Raw genomic sequence first — 21,636 nt, forward strand, 5'->3', positions numbered from 1 at the left:
CGGCATCCTGCTCGGCTGGGCGGCGGGCGCCTGGATGGGGCGCGGCATGACCGCGATTTACGCCGACTATTACCGCTTCCCCTTCCTATATTACCGGATCTCGACGAGCACCTTCGCGATCGCCGCGCTATTCGCCGCGGGATCGGCCGTTCTCGGCGCGCTGGGCGGCGTCAGGACCGCGATCGGCCTGACCCCGGCGATCGCCATGGCCCCGCCCCAGCCGCCGATCTACAAGACGGGCTTCCTCGAACGTGTCGGCCGGAAAGCCGGTTTCACGAGCATAGGCCATATGATCGTCCGTCATATCGGACGCTGGCCGGTGCGGTCGGGCATCACGGTATTCGGCGTCGCCCTGTCGCTCGGCCTGCTGTTCAGCACGATGCAGTTCATCGACGGAACGGACGAAATCCTCGAGGCGAATTTCTTCCGGTCGCAACATCAGGACCTGACAGTGTCGCTGATCGAACCCGGCAACGAGGAGGTGCTTCACAATCTGGCCGGCATCCCTGGTGTGCTGCGGGTCGAGGCCACGCGGGCGGCGGCGGCGCGACTGCGCAACGGCCATCGCTCGGAACGCGTGGCGATCGAAGCGACGCGGAGCGACACCAGGCTGTGGGCCCGGATCGACGGGGCGGGGCGCGCGGTCCCGCTGCCGCCCGCCGGGCTGATGCTCAGCGGACAGCTTGCGGCGAAACTCGACGTGCGCGCCGGCGACCGGATCGAGGTCGAGATACTCGAAGGGCGCCGGATACGGACGCAGATTCCGGTAGTGACGACGATCGACGAATATATCGGCGCGCGCGCCTATGCCGACAGCGCGACGCTGGAGCGCCTGATGCGCGACGATTCGCCGGTCGGTTCGGCGCTGTTGCGGATCGACCCGGCGGCGCGCGCCGACATTCTCGACGAATTGCGCGAGATGCCGGTCGTGCTCGGCGTGACCGAACGGCGCGCGACGCTCGACAAGTTCCGCGAAGTGGTCGACCGCAACACGCTCACCATGATCAGTTTCTATATCGCCTTCGCCTCGGCGATCGTGATCGGCGTCGTCTACAACAGCGCGCGGATCATCTTCTCCGAACGCGCGCGCGAACTCGCGACGCTGAGGGTGCTCGGCTATCACAAGCAGGAGGTCGCGCTGATCCTGCTTGGCCAGATCGCGCTGCTCGTCGCGCTGGCCATACCGGTTGGCTGCCTGACCGGCTATTGGTTGGGCCAGAGTCTCGCTTCGGCGTTCAGCTCGGACCTGTTCCGGCTGCCCTTTGCGCCCGCGCGGGCAACCTACGGCTTCTCGGTAATCGTGGTTCTCATTGCCGCCGCGCTGACCGCGCTGATAGTCGCCCGGCGGGTGGCCAGACTGGATATGGTACGTGTATTGAAGGCGCGAGACTGATGCTCGACACACTCAAACGCTGGCGGTGGGCGATCCTGATCGCCGCCCTGTTCGTCCTCGGCCTGGGCTACGCCTTCTGGCCCGAAGCCGTGCCGGTCGATACCGGCGACGTGACACGCGGCGCGATGACCGTCGGGATCACCGATGACGGGGTGACGCGGGTCCACGATTCCTACATCGTCTCGGCGCCGGTCAGCGGCTATGTGACGCGGATCGAGATCGAACCGGGCGATCCGGTCGTCGCGCGCGACACGGTCATCGCGCGCATGGCCGGCCGGCCCTCGACCCCGCTCGACACTCGTTCGCGTCGCGAACTTCAGAATGCGCTGGCTGCTGCCCGAGCCGCCGAACGCAGCGCCCGGGCGCAGGTCCAAAGCGCGATCGCCGCGCTCGACCTTGCCCGGCGCGAGCTGGCGCGGGCCGAAGCCCTGGCCGAGCGCGGATTCCTGCCGCAATCGCGGCTCGACGCGGCGCGCACCGAGGCCGATTCCCGCCGCGCGGCGCTTGCGGCCGCCCGGGCGAATGTCGAGCAGAGCCGTTCGGAAGTCAGCCGCATCCGCGCCTCGCTCAACGAACCGGCGGCCGGTACGCCGTCGGGCGAAGGCCCGGTCGCCGTGCGCTCGCCGATAAGCGGGACGATGCTGCGCGTGTTGCACGAGAGCGAGGGCGTCGTCGCCGAGGGCACGCCGCTCGTGGAGATCGGCGATCCCGAACAGATCGAAATCGTCGTCGACCTGCTGTCGCGCGAGGCGGTGCGCGTGCGTCCCGGCGCACCCGTCGCGATCACCCGCTGGGGTGGCGATGAGGTGCTGGCCGGGCGGATCCGCCGGATCGAGCCGTTCGGCGAGCTCAAGATCTCGGCGCTCGGCATCGAGGAACAACGGGTCAACGTCATCATCGATTTCGACGAACCGCTGGAGAACTTCGCGCGGCTTGGCCACGGCTATCAGGTCGATGCGACGATCACCGTATGGAGCCGCGAGGATGCGCTGCGCGTCCCGATCGGCGCGATCTTCCGCAGCGGGGCCGACTGGCACGTCTATCTCGTCTCTGGCGGCCGCGCGGTCGAAAGGCCGGTCGAGATCGGCCAGATCAACGACGAGCATGCCGAGATCCTGGGCGGTCTCGAAGAGGGCGACGAGGTGATCGTCAATCCCGGCAACCGCGTCGCCGATGGACGCCGGGTTACGCGCCGCAATTGACGGGCATCAACCGCGCGAACCCGATTTTCGGCCACCATCGTCGCCGCGCGGGGCTGGGAGATGAACGATGAAGGTAAAGGATGTAATGCATGACGGCGTGGCCTGGGTAGAACCGGACACGCTGCTGTCCAAAGTCGCAGTAACGATGCGCGACGAAGATGTGGGGTCGATTCCGGTCGGCGAGGATGACAGGCTTGTCGGAATGGTCACCGACCGGGATATCGCGATCCGCGCGCTTGCCGACGGCAAGGACCCGCTCCAGCTGACCGCCGGCGACGTGATGACGGACGAGATCTTCTATTGCACGGCGGACGAGGAGGTCGAGGACGCGGTGCGCATCATGGAGAATAACGAGATTCGCCGCTTGCCGGTGATCGATCACAACAAGCGGATGGTCGGCATGCTGAGCATGGGCGATGTCGCGGCGCGGGCGCCCGCATCGCTGTCAAGCGAGATGCTGAAGGCGGTATCGGCGCATCACCCTTGATCGGGGCGGCCGAACATAGCTGGCAATCTTCCATCTGCGACCGGCGTGTGATTTAGTGCGCGTGCAACGCGAGGAAACCGCACGGGTCCGGAGAGATGGGATGGATGCAGGCGAAACGGGCGATTTCTTCGCTGCGCTGATGGATCGCGCAGCCCAGAGCGATCCGGTACCTACCGCGGTCGTCCATCCCGTCGACCATCGCTCGCTGGGCGGTGCGCTCGCCGCGGCCGAAGCGGGGTTGATCGCGCCGATACTGGTTGGTCCGCGCGGCAAGATCGAGGCGGTCGAACTCGATCTCGGCACCCACCGGATCGTCGATGTACCGCACAGCCATGCCGCGGCGGCGCGCGCGGTCGCGCTCGTCCATCAGGGCGAGGCCGCCGCGCTGATGAAGGGCGCGCTGCACACCGACGAAATGCTGGCCGAGGTCATCGCGCGCGACACCGGCATCCGCACCGAGCGCCGGATCAGCCATATCTTCGTCATGCGGACGCCCGCCTATGCCAAGCCGCTGCTGATCACCGATGCGGCGATCAACGTGATGCCGGACCTGCTCGCCAAGCGCGACATCGTCCAGAATGCGATCGACATGGCGCGGGCGATCGGGATCGACGTGCCGAAGGTCGCGATCCTCTCGGCGACCGAGGAGGTCAATCCGCGGCTGCCCTCGACCATCGACGCCGCCGCGCTGTGCAAGATGGCGGACCGGGAGCAGATCGCAGGCGGCCTGCTCGACGGGCCGCTCGCCTTCGATATCGCCGTGTCGCCGGACGCGGTGGCAGCGAAGAAGCTGACGTCCGGAGTGGCGGGCGCGGCCGACATTCTCGTCGTGCCCGATCTCGTCGCGGGCAACATGCTCGCCAAGCAGCTCGACTATCTGGGCGGCGCGGACGCGTTCGGCATCGCGCTCGGCGCGCAGGTGCCGATCATCCTGACGAGCCGCGCCGACGGCGTCGAGGAGCGGAAAATATCGGCGGCACTCGCCAAGCTGGTCGCGGAGCGGGCGCGGCTTTGACCGACGTCATCCTCGTCCTCAACGCGGGTTCCTCGAGCGTCAAATTCGCGCTGTACGATTCGGCGGCGCCGAGCGAACCGTCGTTATTCGCGGGGCAGATCGAACGGATCGGCGACGATCCCAGCCTCGCAATCGGCGATACATCCCGACCTTTCGGCCAACCCGGAGACGGGCACGCGGCGCTGATCGGGCAGCTGCTCGACGCCTTGGACGATCTGGCGCCCGCCGATGTCCGGATCGTCGGCGCCGGGCACCGGGTCGTCCATGGCGGCGCCCGGTTCGACGCGCCGGTTCGCATCGACGGCGCCGTGATCGCGGAGCTGGAGGCGCTGACGCCGCTGGCGCCGCAGCATCAGCCGCACAACCTTGCCGGGATCGGGGCGATCGCCGCCGCCTATCCGGACATTCCGCAGATCGCCGCCTTCGATACCGCCTTTCACCGCACGCAATCCGAAATAGCCGAGCGCTACGCCCTGCCCCGCGACTATGCCGAGCAGGGCATGATCGCCTACGGATTTCACGGCCTATCCTACGCGTCGATCGCGCCGCGTCTGCCGGCGCTGCTCGGACCGGACGCGCGCCGGGTGGTCGTCGCGCATCTTGGCCATGGCTGCTCGATGGCGGCACTGCGCGACGGGCGCAGCGTCGCGACGACGATGGGCTTTACCGCGCTCGAAGGCCTGCCGATGGGCACCCGCTCCGGCAGCATCGATCCGGGGCTCGTGCTCCATCTCCTGTCCGAGCGCGGCATGGACGTCGAGGCCGTCCATCGCCTGCTCTACAGCGAATCCGGCCTGCTCGGCCTGTCCGGCATCAGCGGTGATATGCGCGACCTACTCGCGAGCGACGCGCCCGAGGCGCGGTTCACGGTCGACTATTTCGTCGATCGCTGCGCGCGCGCCGTGGGTTCGCTCGCTGTATCTCTGGACGGACTCGACGCGCTGGTCTTCACCGGCGGGATCGGGGAAAACGCTGCCGAAATCCGTGAGGCCGTCGCCGCCCGCCTCGCTTGGCTCGATATTCCATCGCCGCTGGCGATTGCGACGGACGAGGAAGGCGTTATCGCCGAAGCAACGGCGCGCCTGCTCTAGTGATGCATCATTAGCGGGAAGCGATCCTGGCCGAGCATCGCGCGCGTCACGCCGCCGAACACCGCCTCGCGCAGCCGCGAATGGCCATAAGCACCCATCACGATATAGGCGGCGCCAATCGCCTCTGCCTGCGCCAGCAAGCTGTCCGTCGTGCGCCCCTGCTTCTCGACTTCCGTAACCTCGACATCGAGCCCCAGCAGGTCGAAATAGGCTTTCGATTCGGCTGCGTCGAAGCCCCGCCGCATTGATTTTCCGACGCTCACCAGGTGCACGGAAACGGCGCATTTGAGCAACGCCACGGCGCCCCGGATTGTCCGGGTGGCTTCCATCGATCCGTCCCAGGCGACCATAACCGGCCCGGTCGGATCGAAATTCTCGAAACCGGACGGCACCGTCAGCACGGGCGCGCCGGCCGAAAGAGCGACTTCGCCGACAAAGGCGCGCGCGATTTCGGGATGATGGTCTTCGTCCGGCGCGCTCAGCACGATCAGGTCGGCGAGCACCGATTCCTCGACCAGCGCCTGGACCGCGCCGAGCGCGCTGCGCCGCCACGACCAGGATATGTCCGCATCCCGCAGCCGCGCTTCGATCCGGTCCTGCAAGGCGTCGGCCTGTTGCGCGGCCGCATGGACGATATCGCCGACGACCCCACCATCACCCCAGCTCGCCACCGGATAGCGATCGGAGACGAGGTTCGCGACGGTGGACGGCTGGGAACAGGTCAGGTGGCCGTCCAGCAGCCGCACGACCGTCAGCGCCGCATCGAGCCGGCTGTCCATCCCGGCGTCGCTATCGACATACAAGAGGATCGTTTTCATCTTTGCCTCCGTGGTGAGACCGTGCTTCGCCCTATCGTCATCGCTCTTCCGCCGCGTTGACGCGGATCAATGCGAACAGCGGATGCGCTTTCGCACCTAGTTCCGGTCTTCAAACTGACGCAGCACGGCGAGCACGCTGTCCGGCGTTACGCTGATGCTGTCGATACCCTGTTCGACGAGCCAGGCGGCGAATGCCGGGTCGTCGGAGGGCCGCTGCCCGCAGATACCACAGCTCCGACCATGCTGGTGCGCACCCTCGATCGCCATCATTATCAGTTTTTCGACGGCCGGATCGCGTTCGTCGAAACCCTCCGCCAAAAGGTCGGAATCGCGATCGATGCCGAGCGTCAACTGGGTCAGGTCGTTCGATCCGATCGAAAAGCCGTCGAAATGCCGGGCGAAATCGTCGACCAAGATCACATTGCTCGGGATTTCGGTCATCATGTAGATTTGCAGGCCGTTCTCGCCTCGCTTCAGGCCGTGACCGGCCATGATCTCGAGCACCTGCCGCGCTTCTTCGAGACGCCGACAAAAGGGAATCATCACGATCAGGTTGGTGAGCCCCATCGTTTCGCGTACATGGCGCAGCGCCCGGCATTCGAGCGCAAAGGCTTCCTGATAGGCCGGGTGCGCATAGCGCGCCGCGCCGCGAAAGCCGATCATCGGATTTTCCTCGGCGGGTTCGAAATCCTTGCCGCCGAGCAGCGCCGCATATTCGTTGCTCTTGAAATCGGACGTCCGCACGATGACCGGCCGGGGATAGAAGGCCGCCGCGATCGTCCCGACACCCTCGGCGAATTTGGCGATGAAGTAATCCGCGCCATCGCCATAAGGCGCGACGAGCTTGTCGATGCGCTGGCGCGTCCGTTTCCCAGTGGTCCGTTCCGGCCGGATCAGCGCCATCGGATGCACGCGAACCGCCTCCGCCATGATGAACTCGCTGCGCGCCAGGCCGACGCCGTCGACGGGCAGGCGGGCCGACTGGAAGGCGATATCGGGGTTGCCGACATTGACCATGAGTTTGACCAACGGCTTGGGGAGTTCCTTAAGGTCCACCTCGTCGACCTCGAACGGCACCGCGCCCCGATAGATGCGTCCAGTTCGCCCCTCGGCGCAAGAAATGGTGACCCGGTCGCCGTCCTTCAGGCGGTCCAGCGCATCGGTCACGCCGACGACCGCCGGTACGCCCAGTTCCCGCGCCACGATCGCGGCATGGCAGGTCCTCCCGCCGCTCTCGGTAACGATGGCGGCAGCGCGTTTGAGCACCGGTTCCCAGTCGGGCGAGGTCGCTTTGGAGACCAGCACATCCCCGTCGCCGACCTTCTCCAGATCCGCCGTCGACGCGACAGGCCGCACGATACCGCAGGCCACCGCATTGCCGACCGCCTGCCCCTCGGCCATCACTCGGCCCGTGCCGGTCAGCCGATACTGCTGAAGACGCTGCTCGGCGCGCGCATGGACGGTTTCGGGCCGCGCCTGGATGATGAAAAGTTCGCCGTCAGGGCCGTCCTTCGCCCATTCGATATCCATTGGCGTATCGGCGCCCATGGCCGCGCTGTAATGCGCCTCTACGGTCAGCGCCTGTTCGGCGAGCTCCACAATCTCGGCATCGCTGAGGCACGGGCGCTCGCGCTGTGCGTGCGTGGTGCGGCGCAGTTCGGTGCGGTCACCGCCGGCCCGCCGCGCATAGACCATGCGGCACTCCTTGGCGCCGATCCGCCGGCGCAGCACATAACGGTATCCGGCCCGCAGAGTTGGTTTGTGGACGTGAAATTCGTCGGGCTCGGCAAGTCCCTGAACGATCGCCTCGCCCAGCCCCCAAACGCCGGTCACCATCACGACATCGCGAAAGCCGGATTCGGTATCGAGCGTGAAGACCACGCCCGAAGAGGCCTGGTCGGCGCGGACCATCTTCTGGACGCCCGCGGAAAGCGCAATCTTCAGATCGGCAAGGCCATGATCGGCGCGATAGGATATCGCGCGCGCGGTGTAGAGCGACGCGAAACAGCGCTGGACCGCCCGGACGACGTCGTCCGCGCCGCTGATGTTAAGAAAGCTATCATGCTGGCCGGCGAAGGACGCTTGCGGCAGGTCTTCGGCAGTCGCGCTGCTGCGCACGGCTACCGCGACATCCCGCCCATATTGCGCTTCGAGGCCGGCATAGGCCTCGCGGATCGCCGCGGCGACCGGATCGGGCATCGGCGCGGCAAGAATCGCTTCGCGGATCGCCCGCGCCGACTTTTCAAGCTTCGATCCGCTCGGCGATCCGAGTTCTGCGAGCGTTTCCGCGATCATCGGCGCCAATCCGTTTCCGTCGACGAACAGACGGTAGGCTTCCGTGGTCGTGGCGAACCCCTGGGGCACGGAGACCCCTTTTTCGCCCAGTGCACCGATCATCTCGCCCAGCGACGCGTTCTTGCCGCCGACTTCGGCGATATCGGCCAGCCCGATCTCGGAAAATTCCCGAACCAGCGCCGCAGTCACCGGCTCACGCCACCTGATCCCGGGATGCCTGCTGGATCGCTTCGCACAATTCTGCATCGCTCACGGTGTCGAAATCGCGATAGGCTTCATCGACCATCTCGATTTCGTCGGTGCGATGAAGGCAGATGAACTCGTCGGCCAATCTCACCACTTCGCCAAGGGAGTCGTCGACACATATGGGAACGGCCAGTGTGATATCCTTGGGCCGGTGCTTGCGAAGGGCCTGCAGCACGGCCCGCATGGCGGCGGCTGGCGCCGACCCGTCATCGACCAGGATGACGTGTCGTCCCGCAACCGAATGCAATGTGCACTCGCCGATAAGCGTACGGAGCCGTTGGAGTTTCGTTTCGGCCTTTTGAAGAGCGTCTTCGAGGCAGGCCTCGCTCGCGCAGTAAGCATGCACGACGTCCTCATGCCACACGATCTCAGGCGCATCGGCATGGACGATCGCGCCCAAAGGCAGGTCCGTTTGCGCCGGCGCGGAGATCGATTCAATGATGGCGGGAACAAGCGGCGCGTCCAGCAAACGGGATACTTCGCTGGCGACCGGAATCCCGCCGCGAACCAATCCCACTACAATCGGTTTCTTTGGCCGCATACCGATCAGGCGTACCGCAAGCTGCTTGCCGGCGTCACTGCGATCGCTGAAATGTGCGTACTTCCAAAACCGCATGACTCACCTCTCACCACATCCTCGCGAATAGTATCGGACAGCCGGGGGAGAGGGATGTTGACCGGCATCAATCCACGCACATTTCCCGGAGACTAGTTTTGCAGCCTCCGCCGCCACAGGCGATCATCGGGAGACCGCCGCTGTGAGCCTCGCGCTACTCTGGACCCAGTTCCTGGCCGCCGCCCTGCTGATATTGTTTGCGGCGCCGCGGTTGACCCGCAACGCCGAAATCATAGCCGCGCGGCGGAATATCTCCGACAATTGGATAGGACTCATCCTGCTCGCTTCGGTCACGTCGCTACCCGAACTCGCGGCCGGGATCTCATCGGTCAGCGCTGCAGATGCACCTGACATCGCAGTCGGCGCGGTTTTCGGAAGCTGCGTATTCAACCTCGCCATGCTGGTGGTGCTGGATTTCGCAGTTCGTGGCGAGTCGGTCTACCGCCAAGCGCGGCAGGCGCATATCCTCTCCGCGGGCTTCGGGACGATGCTCATCGGCATTGCCGGTCTTACGCTGATGGTACGCGATCTCGGGCTGACGCTCGCCATCGGCCATGTCGGGGCGACGTCGCTTGTCATCGCACTCGTTTACATCGTCGCGACCCGCGCAATTCACAATTACGAGGCGCGTATCCGCGAACGCGCCGGCGAAGAAGTCACGAAAGCGCCGAGCCGATCGTTGCAGACGGCACAGGCGATGTTCGCGATTGCCGCGTTTGCAATCATTCTCGGCGGCTTGTGGCTTCCCGTCGTCGGCGCGAGGATCGCCGACCAGACTTTTCTCGATCGCAGCATCATGGGTACGATCTTTATTGCGGCGGCCACGTCGCTACCGGAGCTTTCGGTGTCGCTCGCGGCGCTTAGGTTGGGCTCGGTGAACATGGCCATCGCCAATCTGCTCGGCAGCAACCTGTTCAATATCCTCATCCTCGCAATCGAGGATGCCGTCTATACTGCAGGCCCGCTATTAAACACGGCCTCCAATATCCACGCGGTGACTGCCATGGCAGCCGTCATCATGTGCGGGGTCGTGATTGCGGGTCTGCTCTATCGCCCGAAGACGCGCCTGTTCAAAATGGTGGGCTGGACGAGTATCGCGCTGTTTTCGATCTATATACTGAACGTCTATCTCATCTTTTTCACGATGCGCTAGGCGCTCTCGTTATGTTTGGCCTACACGGTTCGGGCGCGGCCGGACGCCGTGCTCACACCTTGTCGGCGTAGATCAGCCGGCCCGGCCCCAGCCGATTCAATACCAGCGCGATATCGGCTTGCGAAAAGGTGAAACACCCCTCACTCCGGCCGAGCTTGCCCTGTTCGCGGATGACTTCAGGATTGGCATACCAGGCCGAATGAATCACGATCGCGCGCGCTTCGGCATTGCTGTTTTCGGGATCGAGCCCGGCCAGCCGGCGCGACGGTCCATGGCTCCCCGAATAAGCGTGCAACGTCAGATACGCGCCCGAAGAGGTCGCGTTCGACCCAGGAACGTTCGAAAAACGCTGCACCCAGCCGCTATGGGCGGGATCCGACCCGCGGCCATGCGCGACATGGAGACGCTGCGTGTCTCCGCTTTCCAGATCGACGATCGAAAAGCGCCGTTCGCGCGAATGCTCGCTGAAATCGGCAATGCCGATCACATCGCGATGGACGATTGCATCCCGATGACGCTCCATCGCTGCGCGTGCGCGTTCGATCAGACCGTCGGGTGGCGGTATCCTCACGGGCGTGCCCCGTGGCGGAGCAATTGCGACTGCCGGGATGCTTGCGGCCATCGCGCCACTTGCCGCGATAAACTGCCTGCGGGAAAAACTGGCCATCGAAAATACTCACCCTATCATGGCGAAACCGGGAATATCCGTATCCGGCGCGCAGCCGCCTATAAGTATAAGCCCGTATTTGTGCGATCGAACTGAGCGCGGAGACACCGCCGTATGAGAAAGACATTTTCAGCACTGGCCGGCCTGTTGATAGCTCTGGCCAGTCCCGTCTGGGCGCAGGACCATAGTGCCGTAGAGCCCGAAGAAACGGCGCCGGTGCTCGCGAACCACCCTTATCACGAAGCGTTGCGTGAAGCCTTTGCGCAAGAAACGGACGCCGGCCGGCGCGCGACGCTCGCCGCCAATCTGCGGCGCTGGGAGCGGATGCCAGCCGCGCTCGGCGAACGCTATCTGCTCGTCAACGCGGCGGCTTTCGAACTGACCTTGTGGGAAGGCCGGCGCGAAATGGGACGCTGGCGGGTTATCGTAGGAACACCGCGCACGCCCACCCCGATTTTCCAGGCCGAAGTTTCGGGCGTGATCTTCAACCCGTGGTGGGAGATACCGGCGAGCATCGCGGCGGAAGGCATCGCGGCGATGGTTCGCAACAGGCCGGCGGCAGCACGGCAACGCGGCTATGTCTATCAGAACGGCCGTTACCGGCAGCGGCCGGGGCCTGGCAACGCCCTTGGGTTGATGAAGCTTGTCATGCCCAATCCCTATAGCGTGTTCCTGCACGATACTTCGAACCGGACGCTTTTCGAACGCGACGTCCGGGCACTCAGCCATGGCTGCATCCGCGTGGGCGATGCGCTGGGCTTCGCGACGGAGCTGCTCGCTGCCCGACCCGACTGGAACCGGGCGCGTACCGACGAGGTCGTTGAGTCCGGCAGGACAACGCAGATCGACCTGCCGGAATCCATACCGCTCTATATCGGCTATTTCACGGCCGAACCCGGCAGCGATGGAGAGATGCGCTATTTCGAGGATATTTACGGCCGGGACAGGAGCGTGTCGGCCACGCGCCTGATCGATCGGTATCCGGCAGAGGGCGAACAGGAGTGCCGGTCCTGACCGTTGCGAGCCTCATAAAGTGGAAGGGCCTGCGGTTTGGCCGAATCTCGTTCCGCTGGGGAATATCGAGCCGGCGCCCGCAGGCCCCCACCTGATAAGTCTTCGTCTGTCGGCATCATTCCGCCAAACTCGCGCTTGGAAGAAGGGGTAGCCTTCGACTCGTCATCAGGCGGTTTCGATTATGGCGATTCGGCCGGCGGTGCGATTGATCCCGCTCAAGTCCGGCGGAATTTTATTGGGCGACCTCCTCGACCGGCCAGAGCCGACGGATGCCTTCCGGCAGACAGCTCTTGATATCGCCTATTTCGCCGGCCGAGACGTGCGCGCTGATAACCGAGAATACGGCGCGCACCGTCCCTTCGGGATCGGCGTTCGGATCGGTGTCGAATGCCGCCTCGACCGCCGCGACGAACTCATCCGCGTTTTTATGGTCCGAGCGCGGACGGGCCGGTTGCCAGCCCTCATAGTAAATGCCGCGAATGAAGATCGGGAGTTCGGCGGCGAAATGAACGGCTTCGTTGATCTGCAACCGGTCGCGCAGCACATGCAGTGCCGATCGCAGCAGCCTGTAGGCACGCTGCTTATCATCCCAGTCGAGGATATCCATCAGCTCGTCGAGCCAGATATTGGCGTCCTTGATAGCCTTGTCGAATATTCGCAGTCCCAAAGCGCTCATCACTGATCTCCTTTTCTCTCACCAGCCGGCCACGCAATTCTCTCAGGCATTGACTGGACACGTTCCTCGGGTACGCGCGGCCCCGGTCTCAGCGGGCATGCCGACGGCATCCTCCTCGATGAAGATCGTCTTCCACTGCCCGCTTTCTCCGGGGAAATTGTCGAAAATCGCGGCCACCAGATAGGGCATGATTTCGTTCAAATGGCGGTTGAGGCCGATGCTGATCGTACGGCCTTCGAACAGCGGTTGGCCGTCCGGATCAGCCGCAGCGCGAATGTCCAACCGCAGTTCGCGGACATATTGCGCGACGGTCGAGACAACCGGCGGTTCCCAGCAGCGATACCCGTACCATTGCGGACCAAAGGGCTCGCCACGGCGATAGAAGTACCGATAGGAGCATCGCGGCCACGAGGATATGACACGCGGCTGGCCCTCGCGGATACTGTAATCGATTTCGGCGACCAGCGACGCGTCCCCGGGATCGGTGACCGGTGTATAGCCGGCACGGCTCAGCTGCTCTTCGAAAAGGCTGCGATAGCTTTCGAATTCAAGACTCCGCTGGACGTCGGGATCGCTGGCTACAACGGCCACGGCCTCTCCCGTAGGCGGTGGCAGCCGGTGCAGGCGATACACGTCGCACGACACACCGGGCGTGCACCCGAGCAACGCAAAAGCGAGCAATATGAGCAGCAACACCTTGAGCAGCGTGTGTCTCGATGCGATCGTCATGAGGGGATAATGTCAGTGATCCGCGCTCACCGGATTGCGCTCGATCAAGTCCGCCGGACTCTGATTTTCGCGTACGAGCAAAAACTTTCGAATAATTGATCTCACGCAATTTCGGCGCGCGGTAAGTCCAGCAGAATGCGCTCACTGGAAAGTGTGGCCGTTCAAAGCATGAGCGGCGGGGGGATGAGTGTAATGAGTATGATGAAGGCTGCCATATTCGTCGAACCGAACCGTATCGTGATCGACGATAAACCGGTGCCGGACATCGGCCCGACCGATGCCTTGGTCAAAATATCCACGACGACAATCTGCGGCACGGATGTCCATATTCTGAAAGGCGAATATCCGGTCGAACCCGGCCTTACTGTGGGACACGAACCGGTGGGGGTCATCGCAGCGCTCGGTTCGGCGGTTAACGGATTTCGGGAGGGAGAACGGGTCATCGCGGGCGCGATCACACCATGCGGCCAGTGCTTTTCCTGCCTGGATGGACATCTTGCCCAATGCCGGGGCGAAGCGATCGGGGGGTGGCGGTTCGGCAACACGATAGACGGAGCGCAAGCCGAATATCTGCGCGTTCCCGACGCCGCAGCGAACCTGACGCGCGTTCCCGAGCATCTGAGCGACGAACATGTTCTGATGTGCCCCGACATCATGTCGACGGGATTCTCAGGCGCCGAAAGCGGCGGAATCCGGATCGGCGATACCGTGGCGGTCTTCGCCCAGGGGCCGATCGGTCTGTGCGCGACCGCCGGCGCCAAACTTTCCGGCGCGACGCGGATCATCACGGTGGAAACCGTTCCCGAGCGTATCGCGATGTCCAAGGCCATGGGCGCCGATATCGTCATCGACTTCAAGGCCGAAGATCCGATCGAGCGGATCATGGAACTGACCGACGGGCGCGGCGTCGATGTCGCTATCGAAGCGCTGGGTACGCAAGAAACCTTCGAGGGCTGTCTGCGTGTGACCAAGCCTGGCGGAACCGTATCGAGCCTGGGTGTATATTCGGGAAAACTGTCGCTGCCCGTGGATGCTTTCGCGGCCGGGCTGGGCGATCACCATATCGTGACGACCCTGTGCCCCGGCGGCAAGGAAAGGATGCGGCGGCTGATCGAGGTTGTCGCTTCGGGCCGGGTCGATCTCAAGCCCCTGGTTACGCACCGGTACAAGCTCGAAGATATCGAAGCGGCTTACGACCTGTTCGCCCATCAGCGCGACGGCGTGCTCAAGATCGCCGTTACCCCCTAATGGGTGGCGAGACTCGTTATCCGCGCAAGATCGACGATGCGGATACGGTCATGCTTTTCGATCCGTACGGCGCCGGTCTCCTTGAGCGTCCGAAACGCACGGCAAACGGTTTCCGGCGTTAGCGATAGATAGGCGGCAATGTCGGTTTGCGGCATCGGCAATATGGCGTCTTCGCGCTCGTCAAGCTGCCCGCACACATAGGCCAGAAAGGCGGATATGCGCGCCAGCGCTCCCTGCTGGCCGATCAACAGGCTGCGCATGTAGCTGGCCTCCAATTCGGGCCCGATCGCTCCGAAAACGGTTTCATCGGGATGCGCGGTACGGCGCAGTTCTTCGGTCCAGCAATCGACGGCCTTCGTCGAATAGCGAACATCGGTGACCGCCTCCGCCGTGTAGCGATACTGTCCGCCAGACGGCAGGCCGATGACGTCTCCAGCGAAGAAAAAGCCCGTAACCTGGCGTTCTCCCTCCGCGGAGAAATTCACACCGCGGACTACGCCGGCTTCGATCTTGAACAATTGCCGCGCCTCTTCGCCTTCCCAGAATAGCGCGTGGCCAAATGGGACATGTGTCGACAATATCCTGCTATCGGCAGGCTCCGGACGAAATGGAATGACATTTTCCGCGAGTTCCAGTCCCATGGCGTGTTCCCCGATATCTGAGCCGAGCCACACCAATGTGCGGTTCTCTGGGGTAACCGGGGAGTCGTGATTTATACCTACAAGCGGGCCTCGGCCGCCCATGCGCGTAAGGGCAATACGCTATGCGCCGCTCTGGATGCCGAGCCGAAGGGCTATGCGGACGATTTCGGCGAGGTTTTTCGCCCCCATCTTCGTCATGACTCGGGCACGATGAATCTCGACGGTACGGGGGCTGCAGCCGAGATTGTACGCGATCACCTTGTTCGGCTGGCCTGTCACCATTTCGCGAAACACGTCCATTTCACGCGGTGTCAGAGTATCCATCCGATCCGTTAGCTCGGTCTGTTCGGCTGTTTGTGCGCGCTCGGTCTCCCGCTGCGCAGCGGCCTTGTCGATCGCATCAATAAGCCGGGAATCGCGAAACGGTTTTTCCAGAAAATCGACCGCCCCCTTGCGGATCGCGGACACTGCCAGTTCGACATCGCCATGCCCGGTCATCATGATGACCGGCAGGTTCGGATCCCGGCGTTGAAGCTGTTCCAATATGCGCATGCCGTCGCTCTTGGGCATCCGGATATCGAGCATCACGCAATCCGCATCCGCCAGATCGGCATCGGCCAGAAACTGCTCGGCATCGTCATAGGTTTCGATCGCATGGCCAGCGAGCGCCAACCGGCTGCCGAGCGAGTCGAGTACCGCCGGATCGTCATCGATGAGGATGATCGCGGCCATCCCTTAGCTCGCGGTCGCCGCGGGAACCGCAAAACAGAGCCGGGCGCCGCCCGCTTCGCCGTCTTCCGCCCAGATCGTGCCGCCATGGGCCGTTACCACCGAACGGCAGATGGCAAGGCCGATGCCCAGCCCGTTGCTGTTGCCGCTCACGAACCGGTCGAACAGGCTGTCGCGCAGCTTGGGATCGATGCCGGCACCATTGTCCTCGACGCACACCTGGACATGCGTGTCCCGGTGCGGCTTCGCGAAAATCCGGATATACGGCGCTTCGATACCGTTCAAAGCTTCGACGGAGTTTCGGAGCAGATTGTGCAGCACCTGTTGAATCTGGACGGGCTCGACCCGAACCTCGGGCAGCGTATCCGGGATGTCCAACTCGATGGTGATCCGCCGCTTCTCACTTTCGAGCAGCGATAGATCGATCGCTTCGCTGATCAGCGGCTCGAGGGCGCAGTTCGTCTTGTCTCCCCCGGCAAAACGCACGAACCGCCGCAACGACCGTATTATGTCGCCTGTGCGCTCGGTCTGCCGGTTGGCTTTCTCGATGAAATCCTGCGCCGACGCGATATCGGGATCCTGCTCGGAAAGTTGATGGGTTGCAGCGCTCAGATACTGGTTGATAGCCGCCAGCGGCTGGTTGATCTCGTGCGCCAGGCCAGTTGCGAGCTCTCCCATGGAGGCGACGCGCGCCATATGCTGCATCGCCGTGCGCATCTCTTCTTCCCGCGCTTTCGCCCGCTCCTCGTCGGTCAGGTCATGCAAAAGGCCGACGAATAAGGGCTCTCCCCCATCCCAAACTTCCGCAACACGCAAAAATACCGGGAAAAGCGACCCATCCTTGTGTCGAGCCTGGAGTTTGCGGCCGACACCGATGATATGCGGCTCGTGGGTTTCCACGTAGCGTGCTATATAATTGTCATGCTTGGCGGCATGCGAGCTCGGCATCATGATATTGACGCTCTGTCCGATCAATTCGTCATCCCCATATCCGAACATGTCGGTGGCGGCAGAACCGATTGCCTGGATGATCCCCCGGCGGTCGATCGTAACGATCATATCGGGCGACAGCGAAAGGAGCGCATTGAGCAGCAAGTCGCGCCGTGCAAGCTCGGTTTCCGGTTCTTTGGGCGCAATCATAGCTAGCTCCAGCCGATTCAAAGCTTATCTCGAGCGAACCGACGCAATTGTCCTGAACTGCACGGTCTCGCCTACTCACAGGCCAAGCGATTGACTCCGATCAATTAGCGCACCGCCTCTTTGATACACAAATATTTGAGCCGGCAGAAGGAGCGCGTGTTGGGCGTCTCCATCTGGGCCGGTGCCGTCTATAGATGCAGGAGGCTTTTCATGAACGATGTATCCCCCGTTCCGGCATTGCGAGGCCGCCATGGTTTCCAATTGCACCCCTTTCGCAGACTCCAGGACCAGATTGATCGGCTGTTCGACGATTTCGGCGGTTTTTCGATCGCATCGGACGATCTGGCGCTTAAACCGAAGATCGATTTCCGGGAAACCGAGACGGCGTTCGAGATGACCGCCGAACTGCCGGGCGTCGGCAAGGACGACGTCGATCTGCGCGTAACCGAAGACAGTCTCAGCCTCAGGGCCGAAAAGAAAAGCGCGCGCGAGGAAAAGGATGACGACTACCAGCTCATCGAGCGGCGCTTCGGCACGTTCCAGCGCGCGATGCGGCTTCCGGCACCGGTCGATCCGGACCAGGTGGATGCGCAATTCGCGGACGGCGTCCTCACCGTGACGCTGCCGAAAAGCCCGGACGCCGAGCCGGACTCGCGAAAGGTCGACATAAAGTAGCCCGTATTGGAGCGCGGTCATGGCCCTTTGCATGATCAGCGCTCCATAGGAGGCGGCAGGCGATGATCGCGTTCCTCTCGCGACCCGGACGCGCTCACGGCTGCCGCCTTCTCTTTTTCGCCGGGTTTTGATGGCAATCAAACATCGATACGATGCGGATCAATATCGTCCACGCGTCAATAGGAGCGATCGCATAATGACCGGCAAACAGGATACCGACACGGTCGCCGCCAAGGCCCGGTCGATCATAATGGCAGGCCGGGAGAACAGCGCAGCGCGCCCGTCGGTCCACTGTTTCTTCGATGAGCCGACCTTCACGGCCAGCTATGTCATACACGATCCGAACAGCGCGAAAGCCGCCATCATCGATTCCGTTCTCGACTATGATGCGCCGTCGGGGCGCACGTCGCACGCCTCGGCAGACGCCATCATCGCCTACGTAGAAAAGCAGGGGCTGGAGGTGAAATGGCTGCTCGAAACCCATGCGCATGCCGACCACTTGTCTGCGGCTCCATATCTGCAGAAGCGGCTGGGCGGAGCGATCGCCATCGGCCGGGAAATCTTGACCGTGCAGGAAACCTTCGGCGCGCTGTTCAACGCGGGGCCCGATTTCGCCCGGGACGGATCGCAGTTCGATCGGCTCTTCGACGACGGTGATCGCATCACCTTGGGTGAAATCGACGGTGTCGTAATGCATGTGCCCGGTCACACCCCAGCCGATCTCGCCTATATATTCGGCGACGCGGCTTTTGTCGGCGATACGCTGTTCATGCCCGATTATGGGACGGCGCGCGCCGACTTTCCGGGCGGCGACGCGCACACGCTCTATCGTTCGATCCGGCGGCTGCTGGCGTTACCCGCCGAAACCCGCCTGTTTCTGTGTCATGATTACAAGGCACCCGGCCGCGACGAATTCGTCTGGGAGACGACGGTGCAGGACCAGCGCGATCATAACATCCACGTTCATAATGGCGTAACCGAGGAAGAGTTCGTCGCCATGCGCACCGCGCGCGACGAAACGCTCGCGATGCCGACGCTGATCCTGCCATCCATACAGGTCAATATGCGCGGCGGGCATCTGCCCGAACCCGAGGACAACGGCACGCGCTATCTCAAGATTCCCTTGGACGCCGTCTGACGATGATCCCCGACTATGCTATCCCGGTGCACGGATTTGTCGGCGGCCTGATGATCGGCCTTGCCGCAGCGATCATGCTGCTGGCGCTGGGACGGATCGCCGGGGTTAGCGGACTGTTGGCGCGCACGATGCGGATCGCGGACAGCGGGCCGCCGATACTGCTGGCCGGCCTGTTTGTCGCCGGCCTGCCGCTCGGCGCACTCATCGTTTCGTTGCTTGCAGGTCCGGTCGAAACCCGCTTCCCCGAATCGTCGCTCATCTTGATTGTCGGCGGGCTGGTCGTCGGTTTCGGTACGCGCCTGGGCAGCGGTTGTACCAGCGGTCACGGCGTATGCGGTCTCTCCCGTTTATCGAAACGCTCGATCGTCGCAACGCTGTGTTTCATGGGCGCGGGCTTCGCAACCGTCGCGGCAATGAATGTCACGGGACTGGGCTGGTGATCCGGACCGCGATCCTGGCACTGGCATCAGGCGCGCTGTTCGGCGCCGGACTGGCGATATCGGGGATGGCCGACCCGACGCGCGTGCGGGACTTTCTCGACCTGCTCGGCCGTTGGGACCCGACGCTCGCTTTCGTCATGGCCGGTGCGATCGTGCCGATGGCCATAGCCTGGCGGATACAGCGCCGGCTCGCCGCGCCGCTCGCCTCGACGGATTTCAGCATTCCTTCGACCGTGAAGATCGACGGCAAGCTCATTGGCGGATCGCTGTTATTCGGTGTCGGCTGGGGTATCGCCGGCCTGTGCCCCGGCCCCGCGATTGCCGGTTTGGCGCTCCGGCCGTCGGCCGCATTCATTTTCGTTGTGGCGATGATCGCGGGGATGATGGTGCACCGAAGCCTCGACCGCATGACCGCAGCATCATCCTGACGCCGGCCCGTTCCTGAATATGCGATTGGACCGTTACTTCCCGATCCTCGATTGGGGCCGGCACTATACCGGCACCACGCTGACCAGCGACCTGGTCGCCGCGATCATCGTCACCGTCATGCTGATCCCGCAAAGCCTGGCCTATGCGATGCTCGCCGGCTTGCCTCCGGTCGTGGGGCTCTACGCATCCATATTGCCGCTCGTCGCCTATGCGCTGTTCGGGACGAGCCGGACGCTGGCCGTAGGCCCGGTCGCCGTAGTCTCGCTGATGACCGGCGCCGCCGCCGGAACCGTCGCTGCTGCGGGCTCCGCTGATTATATCGCGGCTGCGCTGATCCTCGCGACGCTATCGGGCCTGTTCCTGCTCGCCATGGGGCTCATGCGCATGGGTTTTCTGGCAAATCTCTTGTCGCACCCGGTCGTGTCGGGCTTCATCACCGCCAGCGGCATCATTATCGCGACGAGCCAGCTCAAACATATTCTCGGCATCGAGGCGAGCGGGCACGCCATGCCGGAACTGCTCTTCGGTCTCTGGACGAATATCGGCCAGATCAACGGACCGACCGTGGCGATCGGCATCGCCTCGCTGCTTTTTCTGTTTTGGGTCAGGCAGGGGTTTAAACCGCTGCTGGTCCGCGTCGGATTTGCGGAGCGCCCGGCCGATCTGCTCGCCAAGGCCGGACCCGTCTTTGCCGTGATCGCAACGATCGCAGCGGTCGTCCTGTTCGAGCTGGAAGACAGTGGCGTCGATACCGTCGGCATTATCCCGACAGGCCTGCCGCCGCTCGGTGCGCCTCTGTTCGATCCCGATCTCTGGCTTGCGCTCGCGATACCCGCTTTGCTGATCAGCATCATCGGGTTCGTCGAGTCCGTCTCGATCGCCCAGACGCTGGCGGCCAAGCGCCGCCAGCGGATATCGCCCGATCAGGAGCTTGTCGGCCTGGGGGCGGCGAACATCGCGGCCGGTTTTTCGGGCGGCTATCCGGTCACCGGCGGATTTGCGCGTTCGGTCGTCAATTTCGATGCCGGGGCGGAAACGCCGGCCGCCGGCGCATTCACAGCAATCGGCATCGCGGTCGCCGCGCTGCTGCTGACGCCCTTGCTGCAGGCCCTGCCCGTCGCGACGCTCGCGGCGACGATCATCGTCGCGGTGCTGAGCCTTGTCGATTTCAAAACGCCGGTCACGACATGGCGCTACTCGAAGGCCGATTTCTCGGCGATGGCGATCACAATCGCCGGCACCCTGCTATTGGGCGTCGAGACCGGCGTAATCGCCGGAGTTGCGCTCAGCCTCGCGCTCTTCCTGTGGCGTTCGTCTAGGCCGCATGCGGCGATCATCGGCCGCGTCCCCAACACCGAACATTTCCGCAACGTCAAAAGGCACACGGTGATCACCCTGCCCCATGTCTTGATGATCCGGGTCGACGGCAGCCTCACCTATCTCAACGCACGCTGGCTCGAGGATTATGTTCTGGGTCACGTGGCCGATCGCCCCGAACTCAAACATTTCGTGCTCATGTGCTCGGCGGTGAACGAGATCGACGCCTCCGCGCTCGAAAGCCTGGAGGCGATCAACCGGCGCCTGGCCGATGCCGATGTCGAATTCCATCTGTCCGAGGTGAAAGGCCCGGTGATGGACCGGCTCAAGTCTTCGCATTTTCTCGACATGCTGACCGGCGACATATTCCTGTCGCAGGACCGCGCTTTTCGCGAACTGGCACGCCGCAACGGAGACGCCGATGTGCCGTCGGCCGATACGGATCCCAACGGACCGCGCGGCCTGATATAGCGATGT

Annotated in this window: 22 protein-coding genes; 13 read left to right on the plus strand and 9 right to left on the minus strand. The window is 63.5% G+C overall.

Annotated features, from left to right (window positions below; translation table 11 throughout):
* The 5 genes from ACTS1Z_RS15880 to ACTS1Z_RS15900 all read left to right on the plus strand — a co-directional run.
* Positions 1–1,393 (plus strand): ABC transporter permease (locus ACTS1Z_RS15880; RefSeq protein ID WP_442625456.1); only part of this gene is annotated, 1,393 nt, incomplete at its 5' end.
* Entirely contained in the window at positions 1,393–2,595 is a 1,203-nt protein-coding gene (locus tag ACTS1Z_RS15885) for an efflux RND transporter periplasmic adaptor subunit (RefSeq protein ID WP_442625457.1), read from the plus strand. The genes ACTS1Z_RS15880 and ACTS1Z_RS15885, both read left to right, overlap by 1 nt.
* 67 nt (positions 2,596–2,662) lie before the next feature.
* A complete protein-coding gene (locus ACTS1Z_RS15890) occupies positions 2,663–3,082 on the plus strand; it encodes a CBS domain-containing protein (protein WP_442625458.1) in 420 nt (139 codons plus the stop codon).
* A gap of 100 nt (positions 3,083–3,182) precedes the next feature.
* Complete coding sequence (locus tag ACTS1Z_RS15895) at positions 3,183–4,097, plus strand: bifunctional enoyl-CoA hydratase/phosphate acetyltransferase (protein WP_442625459.1); 915 nt, start codon at positions 3,183–3,185, stop codon at positions 4,095–4,097.
* Entirely contained in the window at positions 4,094–5,188 is a 1,095-nt protein-coding gene (locus ACTS1Z_RS15900) for an acetate/propionate family kinase (protein ID WP_442625460.1), read from the plus strand. The genes ACTS1Z_RS15895 and ACTS1Z_RS15900 overlap by 4 nt, the downstream gene beginning before the upstream one ends.
* On the opposite strand, the gene ACTS1Z_RS15905 is transcribed toward ACTS1Z_RS15900, so the two are convergent.
* The 3 genes from ACTS1Z_RS15905 to ACTS1Z_RS15915 all read right to left on the minus strand — a co-directional run bounded on the left by ACTS1Z_RS15905 (position 5,185) and on the right by ACTS1Z_RS15915 (position 9,163).
* Positions 5,185–6,006, minus strand: a complete 822-nt coding sequence (locus ACTS1Z_RS15905; protein ID WP_442625461.1) for a universal stress protein — start codon at positions 6,004–6,006, stop codon at positions 5,185–5,187. The genes ACTS1Z_RS15900 and ACTS1Z_RS15905 overlap by 4 nt on opposite strands.
* A gap of 96 nt (positions 6,007–6,102) precedes the next feature.
* On the minus strand, positions 6,103–8,490 hold the full coding sequence (gene ppsA, locus ACTS1Z_RS15910; RefSeq protein ID WP_442625462.1) for a phosphoenolpyruvate synthase: 2,388 nt from the start codon (positions 8,488–8,490) through the stop codon (positions 6,103–6,105).
* Between the two features lie 4 nt (positions 8,491–8,494).
* A complete protein-coding gene (locus ACTS1Z_RS15915; protein ID WP_442625463.1) occupies positions 8,495–9,163 on the minus strand; it encodes a phosphoribosyltransferase in 669 nt (222 codons plus the stop codon).
* A gap of 142 nt (positions 9,164–9,305) precedes the next feature.
* Here ACTS1Z_RS15915 and ACTS1Z_RS15920 point away from each other — a divergent pair, with 142 nt between their 5' ends.
* Complete coding sequence (locus tag ACTS1Z_RS15920) at positions 9,306–10,316, plus strand: sodium:calcium antiporter (protein WP_442625464.1); 1,011 nt, start codon at positions 9,306–9,308, stop codon at positions 10,314–10,316.
* Between the two features lie 52 nt (positions 10,317–10,368).
* Here the strand turns inward: ACTS1Z_RS15920 and ACTS1Z_RS15925 are convergent, their stop codons facing one another.
* The gene (locus tag ACTS1Z_RS15925; RefSeq protein ID WP_442625465.1) at positions 10,369–10,887 is read right to left on the minus strand and encodes a murein L,D-transpeptidase catalytic domain family protein; all 519 of its coding nucleotides are present in this window, start codon (positions 10,885–10,887) and stop codon (positions 10,369–10,371) included.
* A gap of 210 nt (positions 10,888–11,097) precedes the next feature.
* Here ACTS1Z_RS15925 and ACTS1Z_RS15930 point away from each other — a divergent pair, with 210 nt between their 5' ends.
* Positions 11,098–11,997, plus strand: a complete 900-nt coding sequence (locus tag ACTS1Z_RS15930) for a L,D-transpeptidase family protein (RefSeq protein WP_442625466.1) — start codon at positions 11,098–11,100, stop codon at positions 11,995–11,997.
* A 232-nt stretch (positions 11,998–12,229) separates the two neighbouring features.
* Here ACTS1Z_RS15930 and ACTS1Z_RS15935 read toward each other — a convergent pair whose 3' ends face one another.
* Entirely contained in the window at positions 12,230–12,673 is a 444-nt protein-coding gene (locus tag ACTS1Z_RS15935; protein WP_442625467.1) for a DUF2267 domain-containing protein, read from the minus strand.
* A 42-nt stretch (positions 12,674–12,715) separates the two neighbouring features.
* Entirely contained in the window at positions 12,716–13,402 is a 687-nt protein-coding gene (locus ACTS1Z_RS15940) for a DUF4136 domain-containing protein (protein ID WP_442625468.1), read from the minus strand.
* Between the two features lie 192 nt (positions 13,403–13,594).
* On the opposite strand from ACTS1Z_RS15940, the gene ACTS1Z_RS15945 reads away from it, so the two are divergent.
* Positions 13,595–14,650 (plus strand): NAD(P)-dependent alcohol dehydrogenase, encoded by a 1,056-nt coding sequence (locus tag ACTS1Z_RS15945; RefSeq protein WP_442625469.1) that lies wholly within the window; start codon positions 13,595–13,597, stop codon positions 14,648–14,650.
* Here ACTS1Z_RS15945 and ACTS1Z_RS15950 read toward each other — a convergent pair.
* The 3 genes from ACTS1Z_RS15950 to ACTS1Z_RS15960 form a co-directional block, all read right to left on the minus strand.
* On the minus strand, positions 14,647–15,291 hold the full coding sequence (locus ACTS1Z_RS15950; RefSeq protein ID WP_442625470.1) for a Crp/Fnr family transcriptional regulator: 645 nt from the start codon (positions 15,289–15,291) through the stop codon (positions 14,647–14,649). The two genes, ACTS1Z_RS15945 and ACTS1Z_RS15950, sit on opposite strands and share 4 nt — an antisense overlap.
* A 120-nt stretch (positions 15,292–15,411) precedes the next feature.
* Positions 15,412–16,023, minus strand: a complete 612-nt coding sequence (locus ACTS1Z_RS15955) for a response regulator transcription factor (RefSeq protein ID WP_442625471.1) — start codon at positions 16,021–16,023, stop codon at positions 15,412–15,414.
* A 3-nt stretch (positions 16,024–16,026) separates the two neighbouring features.
* Positions 16,027–17,160 (minus strand): PAS domain-containing sensor histidine kinase, encoded by a 1,134-nt coding sequence (locus ACTS1Z_RS15960; RefSeq protein WP_442625472.1) that lies wholly within the window; start codon positions 17,158–17,160, stop codon positions 16,027–16,029.
* 210 nt (positions 17,161–17,370) lie between these two features.
* Here ACTS1Z_RS15960 and ACTS1Z_RS15965 point away from each other — a divergent pair, with 210 nt between their 5' ends.
* The 5 genes from ACTS1Z_RS15965 to ACTS1Z_RS15985 all read left to right on the plus strand — a co-directional run bounded on the left by ACTS1Z_RS15965 (position 17,371) and on the right by ACTS1Z_RS15985 (position 21,630).
* Entirely contained in the window at positions 17,371–17,835 is a 465-nt protein-coding gene (locus ACTS1Z_RS15965) for an Hsp20/alpha crystallin family protein (RefSeq protein ID WP_442625473.1), read from the plus strand.
* A gap of 250 nt (positions 17,836–18,085) precedes the next feature.
* The gene (locus tag ACTS1Z_RS15970) at positions 18,086–18,973 is read left to right on the plus strand and encodes an MBL fold metallo-hydrolase (RefSeq protein ID WP_442625511.1); all 888 of its coding nucleotides are present in this window, start codon (positions 18,086–18,088) and stop codon (positions 18,971–18,973) included.
* A 2-nt stretch (positions 18,974–18,975) separates the two neighbouring features.
* Complete coding sequence (locus tag ACTS1Z_RS15975; protein WP_442625474.1) at positions 18,976–19,413, plus strand: YeeE/YedE family protein; 438 nt, start codon at positions 18,976–18,978, stop codon at positions 19,411–19,413.
* Entirely contained in the window at positions 19,413–19,841 is a 429-nt protein-coding gene (locus ACTS1Z_RS15980) for a DUF6691 family protein (protein WP_442625512.1), read from the plus strand. The genes ACTS1Z_RS15975 and ACTS1Z_RS15980 overlap by 1 nt, the downstream gene beginning before the upstream one ends.
* A 19-nt stretch (positions 19,842–19,860) precedes the next feature.
* Positions 19,861–21,630 (plus strand): SulP family inorganic anion transporter, encoded by a 1,770-nt coding sequence (locus ACTS1Z_RS15985; protein ID WP_442625475.1) that lies wholly within the window; start codon positions 19,861–19,863, stop codon positions 21,628–21,630.
* The last annotated feature ends 6 nt before the right edge of the window (positions 21,631–21,636 follow it).

This window comes from Parasphingopyxis sp. (assembly GCF_052168295.1).
Taxonomy (GTDB): Bacteria; Pseudomonadota; Alphaproteobacteria; order Sphingomonadales; family Sphingomonadaceae; genus Parasphingopyxis.

Bases quoted from the DNA above. Each gene is read 5' to 3' on its own strand.
- ACTS1Z_RS15885 (WP_442625457.1), top strand. From the start codon at position 1,393: ATGCTCGACACACTCAAACGCTGGCGGTGGGCGATCCTGATCGCCGCC.
- ACTS1Z_RS15960 (WP_442625472.1), bottom strand. From the start codon at position 17,160: ATGATTGCGCCCAAAGAACCGGAAACCGAGCTTGCACGGCGCGACTTG.
- ACTS1Z_RS15915 (WP_442625463.1), bottom strand. From the start codon at position 9,163: ATGCGGTTTTGGAAGTACGCACATTTCAGCGATCGCAGTGACGCCGGC.
- ACTS1Z_RS15940 (WP_442625468.1), bottom strand. From the start codon at position 13,402: ATGACGATCGCATCGAGACACACGCTGCTCAAGGTGTTGCTGCTCATA.
- ACTS1Z_RS15905 (WP_442625461.1), bottom strand. From the start codon at position 6,006: ATGAAAACGATCCTCTTGTATGTCGATAGCGACGCCGGGATGGACAGC.
- ACTS1Z_RS15930 (WP_442625466.1), top strand. From the start codon at position 11,098: ATGAGAAAGACATTTTCAGCACTGGCCGGCCTGTTGATAGCTCTGGCC.
- ACTS1Z_RS15890 (WP_442625458.1), top strand. From the start codon at position 2,663: ATGAAGGTAAAGGATGTAATGCATGACGGCGTGGCCTGGGTAGAACCG.
- ACTS1Z_RS15965 (WP_442625473.1), top strand. From the start codon at position 17,371: ATGAACGATGTATCCCCCGTTCCGGCATTGCGAGGCCGCCATGGTTTC.
- ACTS1Z_RS15950 (WP_442625470.1), bottom strand. From the start codon at position 15,291: ATGGGACTGGAACTCGCGGAAAATGTCATTCCATTTCGTCCGGAGCCT.
- ACTS1Z_RS15970 (WP_442625511.1), top strand. From the start codon at position 18,086: ATGGCAGGCCGGGAGAACAGCGCAGCGCGCCCGTCGGTCCACTGTTTC.
- ACTS1Z_RS15955 (WP_442625471.1), bottom strand. From the start codon at position 16,023: ATGGCCGCGATCATCCTCATCGATGACGATCCGGCGGTACTCGACTCG.
- ACTS1Z_RS15975 (WP_442625474.1), top strand. From the start codon at position 18,976: ATGATCCCCGACTATGCTATCCCGGTGCACGGATTTGTCGGCGGCCTG.
- ACTS1Z_RS15895 (WP_442625459.1), top strand. From the start codon at position 3,183: ATGGATGCAGGCGAAACGGGCGATTTCTTCGCTGCGCTGATGGATCGC.
- ACTS1Z_RS15935 (WP_442625467.1), bottom strand. From the start codon at position 12,673: ATGAGCGCTTTGGGACTGCGAATATTCGACAAGGCTATCAAGGACGCC.
- ACTS1Z_RS15945 (WP_442625469.1), top strand. From the start codon at position 13,595: ATGAGTATGATGAAGGCTGCCATATTCGTCGAACCGAACCGTATCGTG.
- ACTS1Z_RS15985 (WP_442625475.1), top strand. From the start codon at position 19,861: ATGCGATTGGACCGTTACTTCCCGATCCTCGATTGGGGCCGGCACTAT.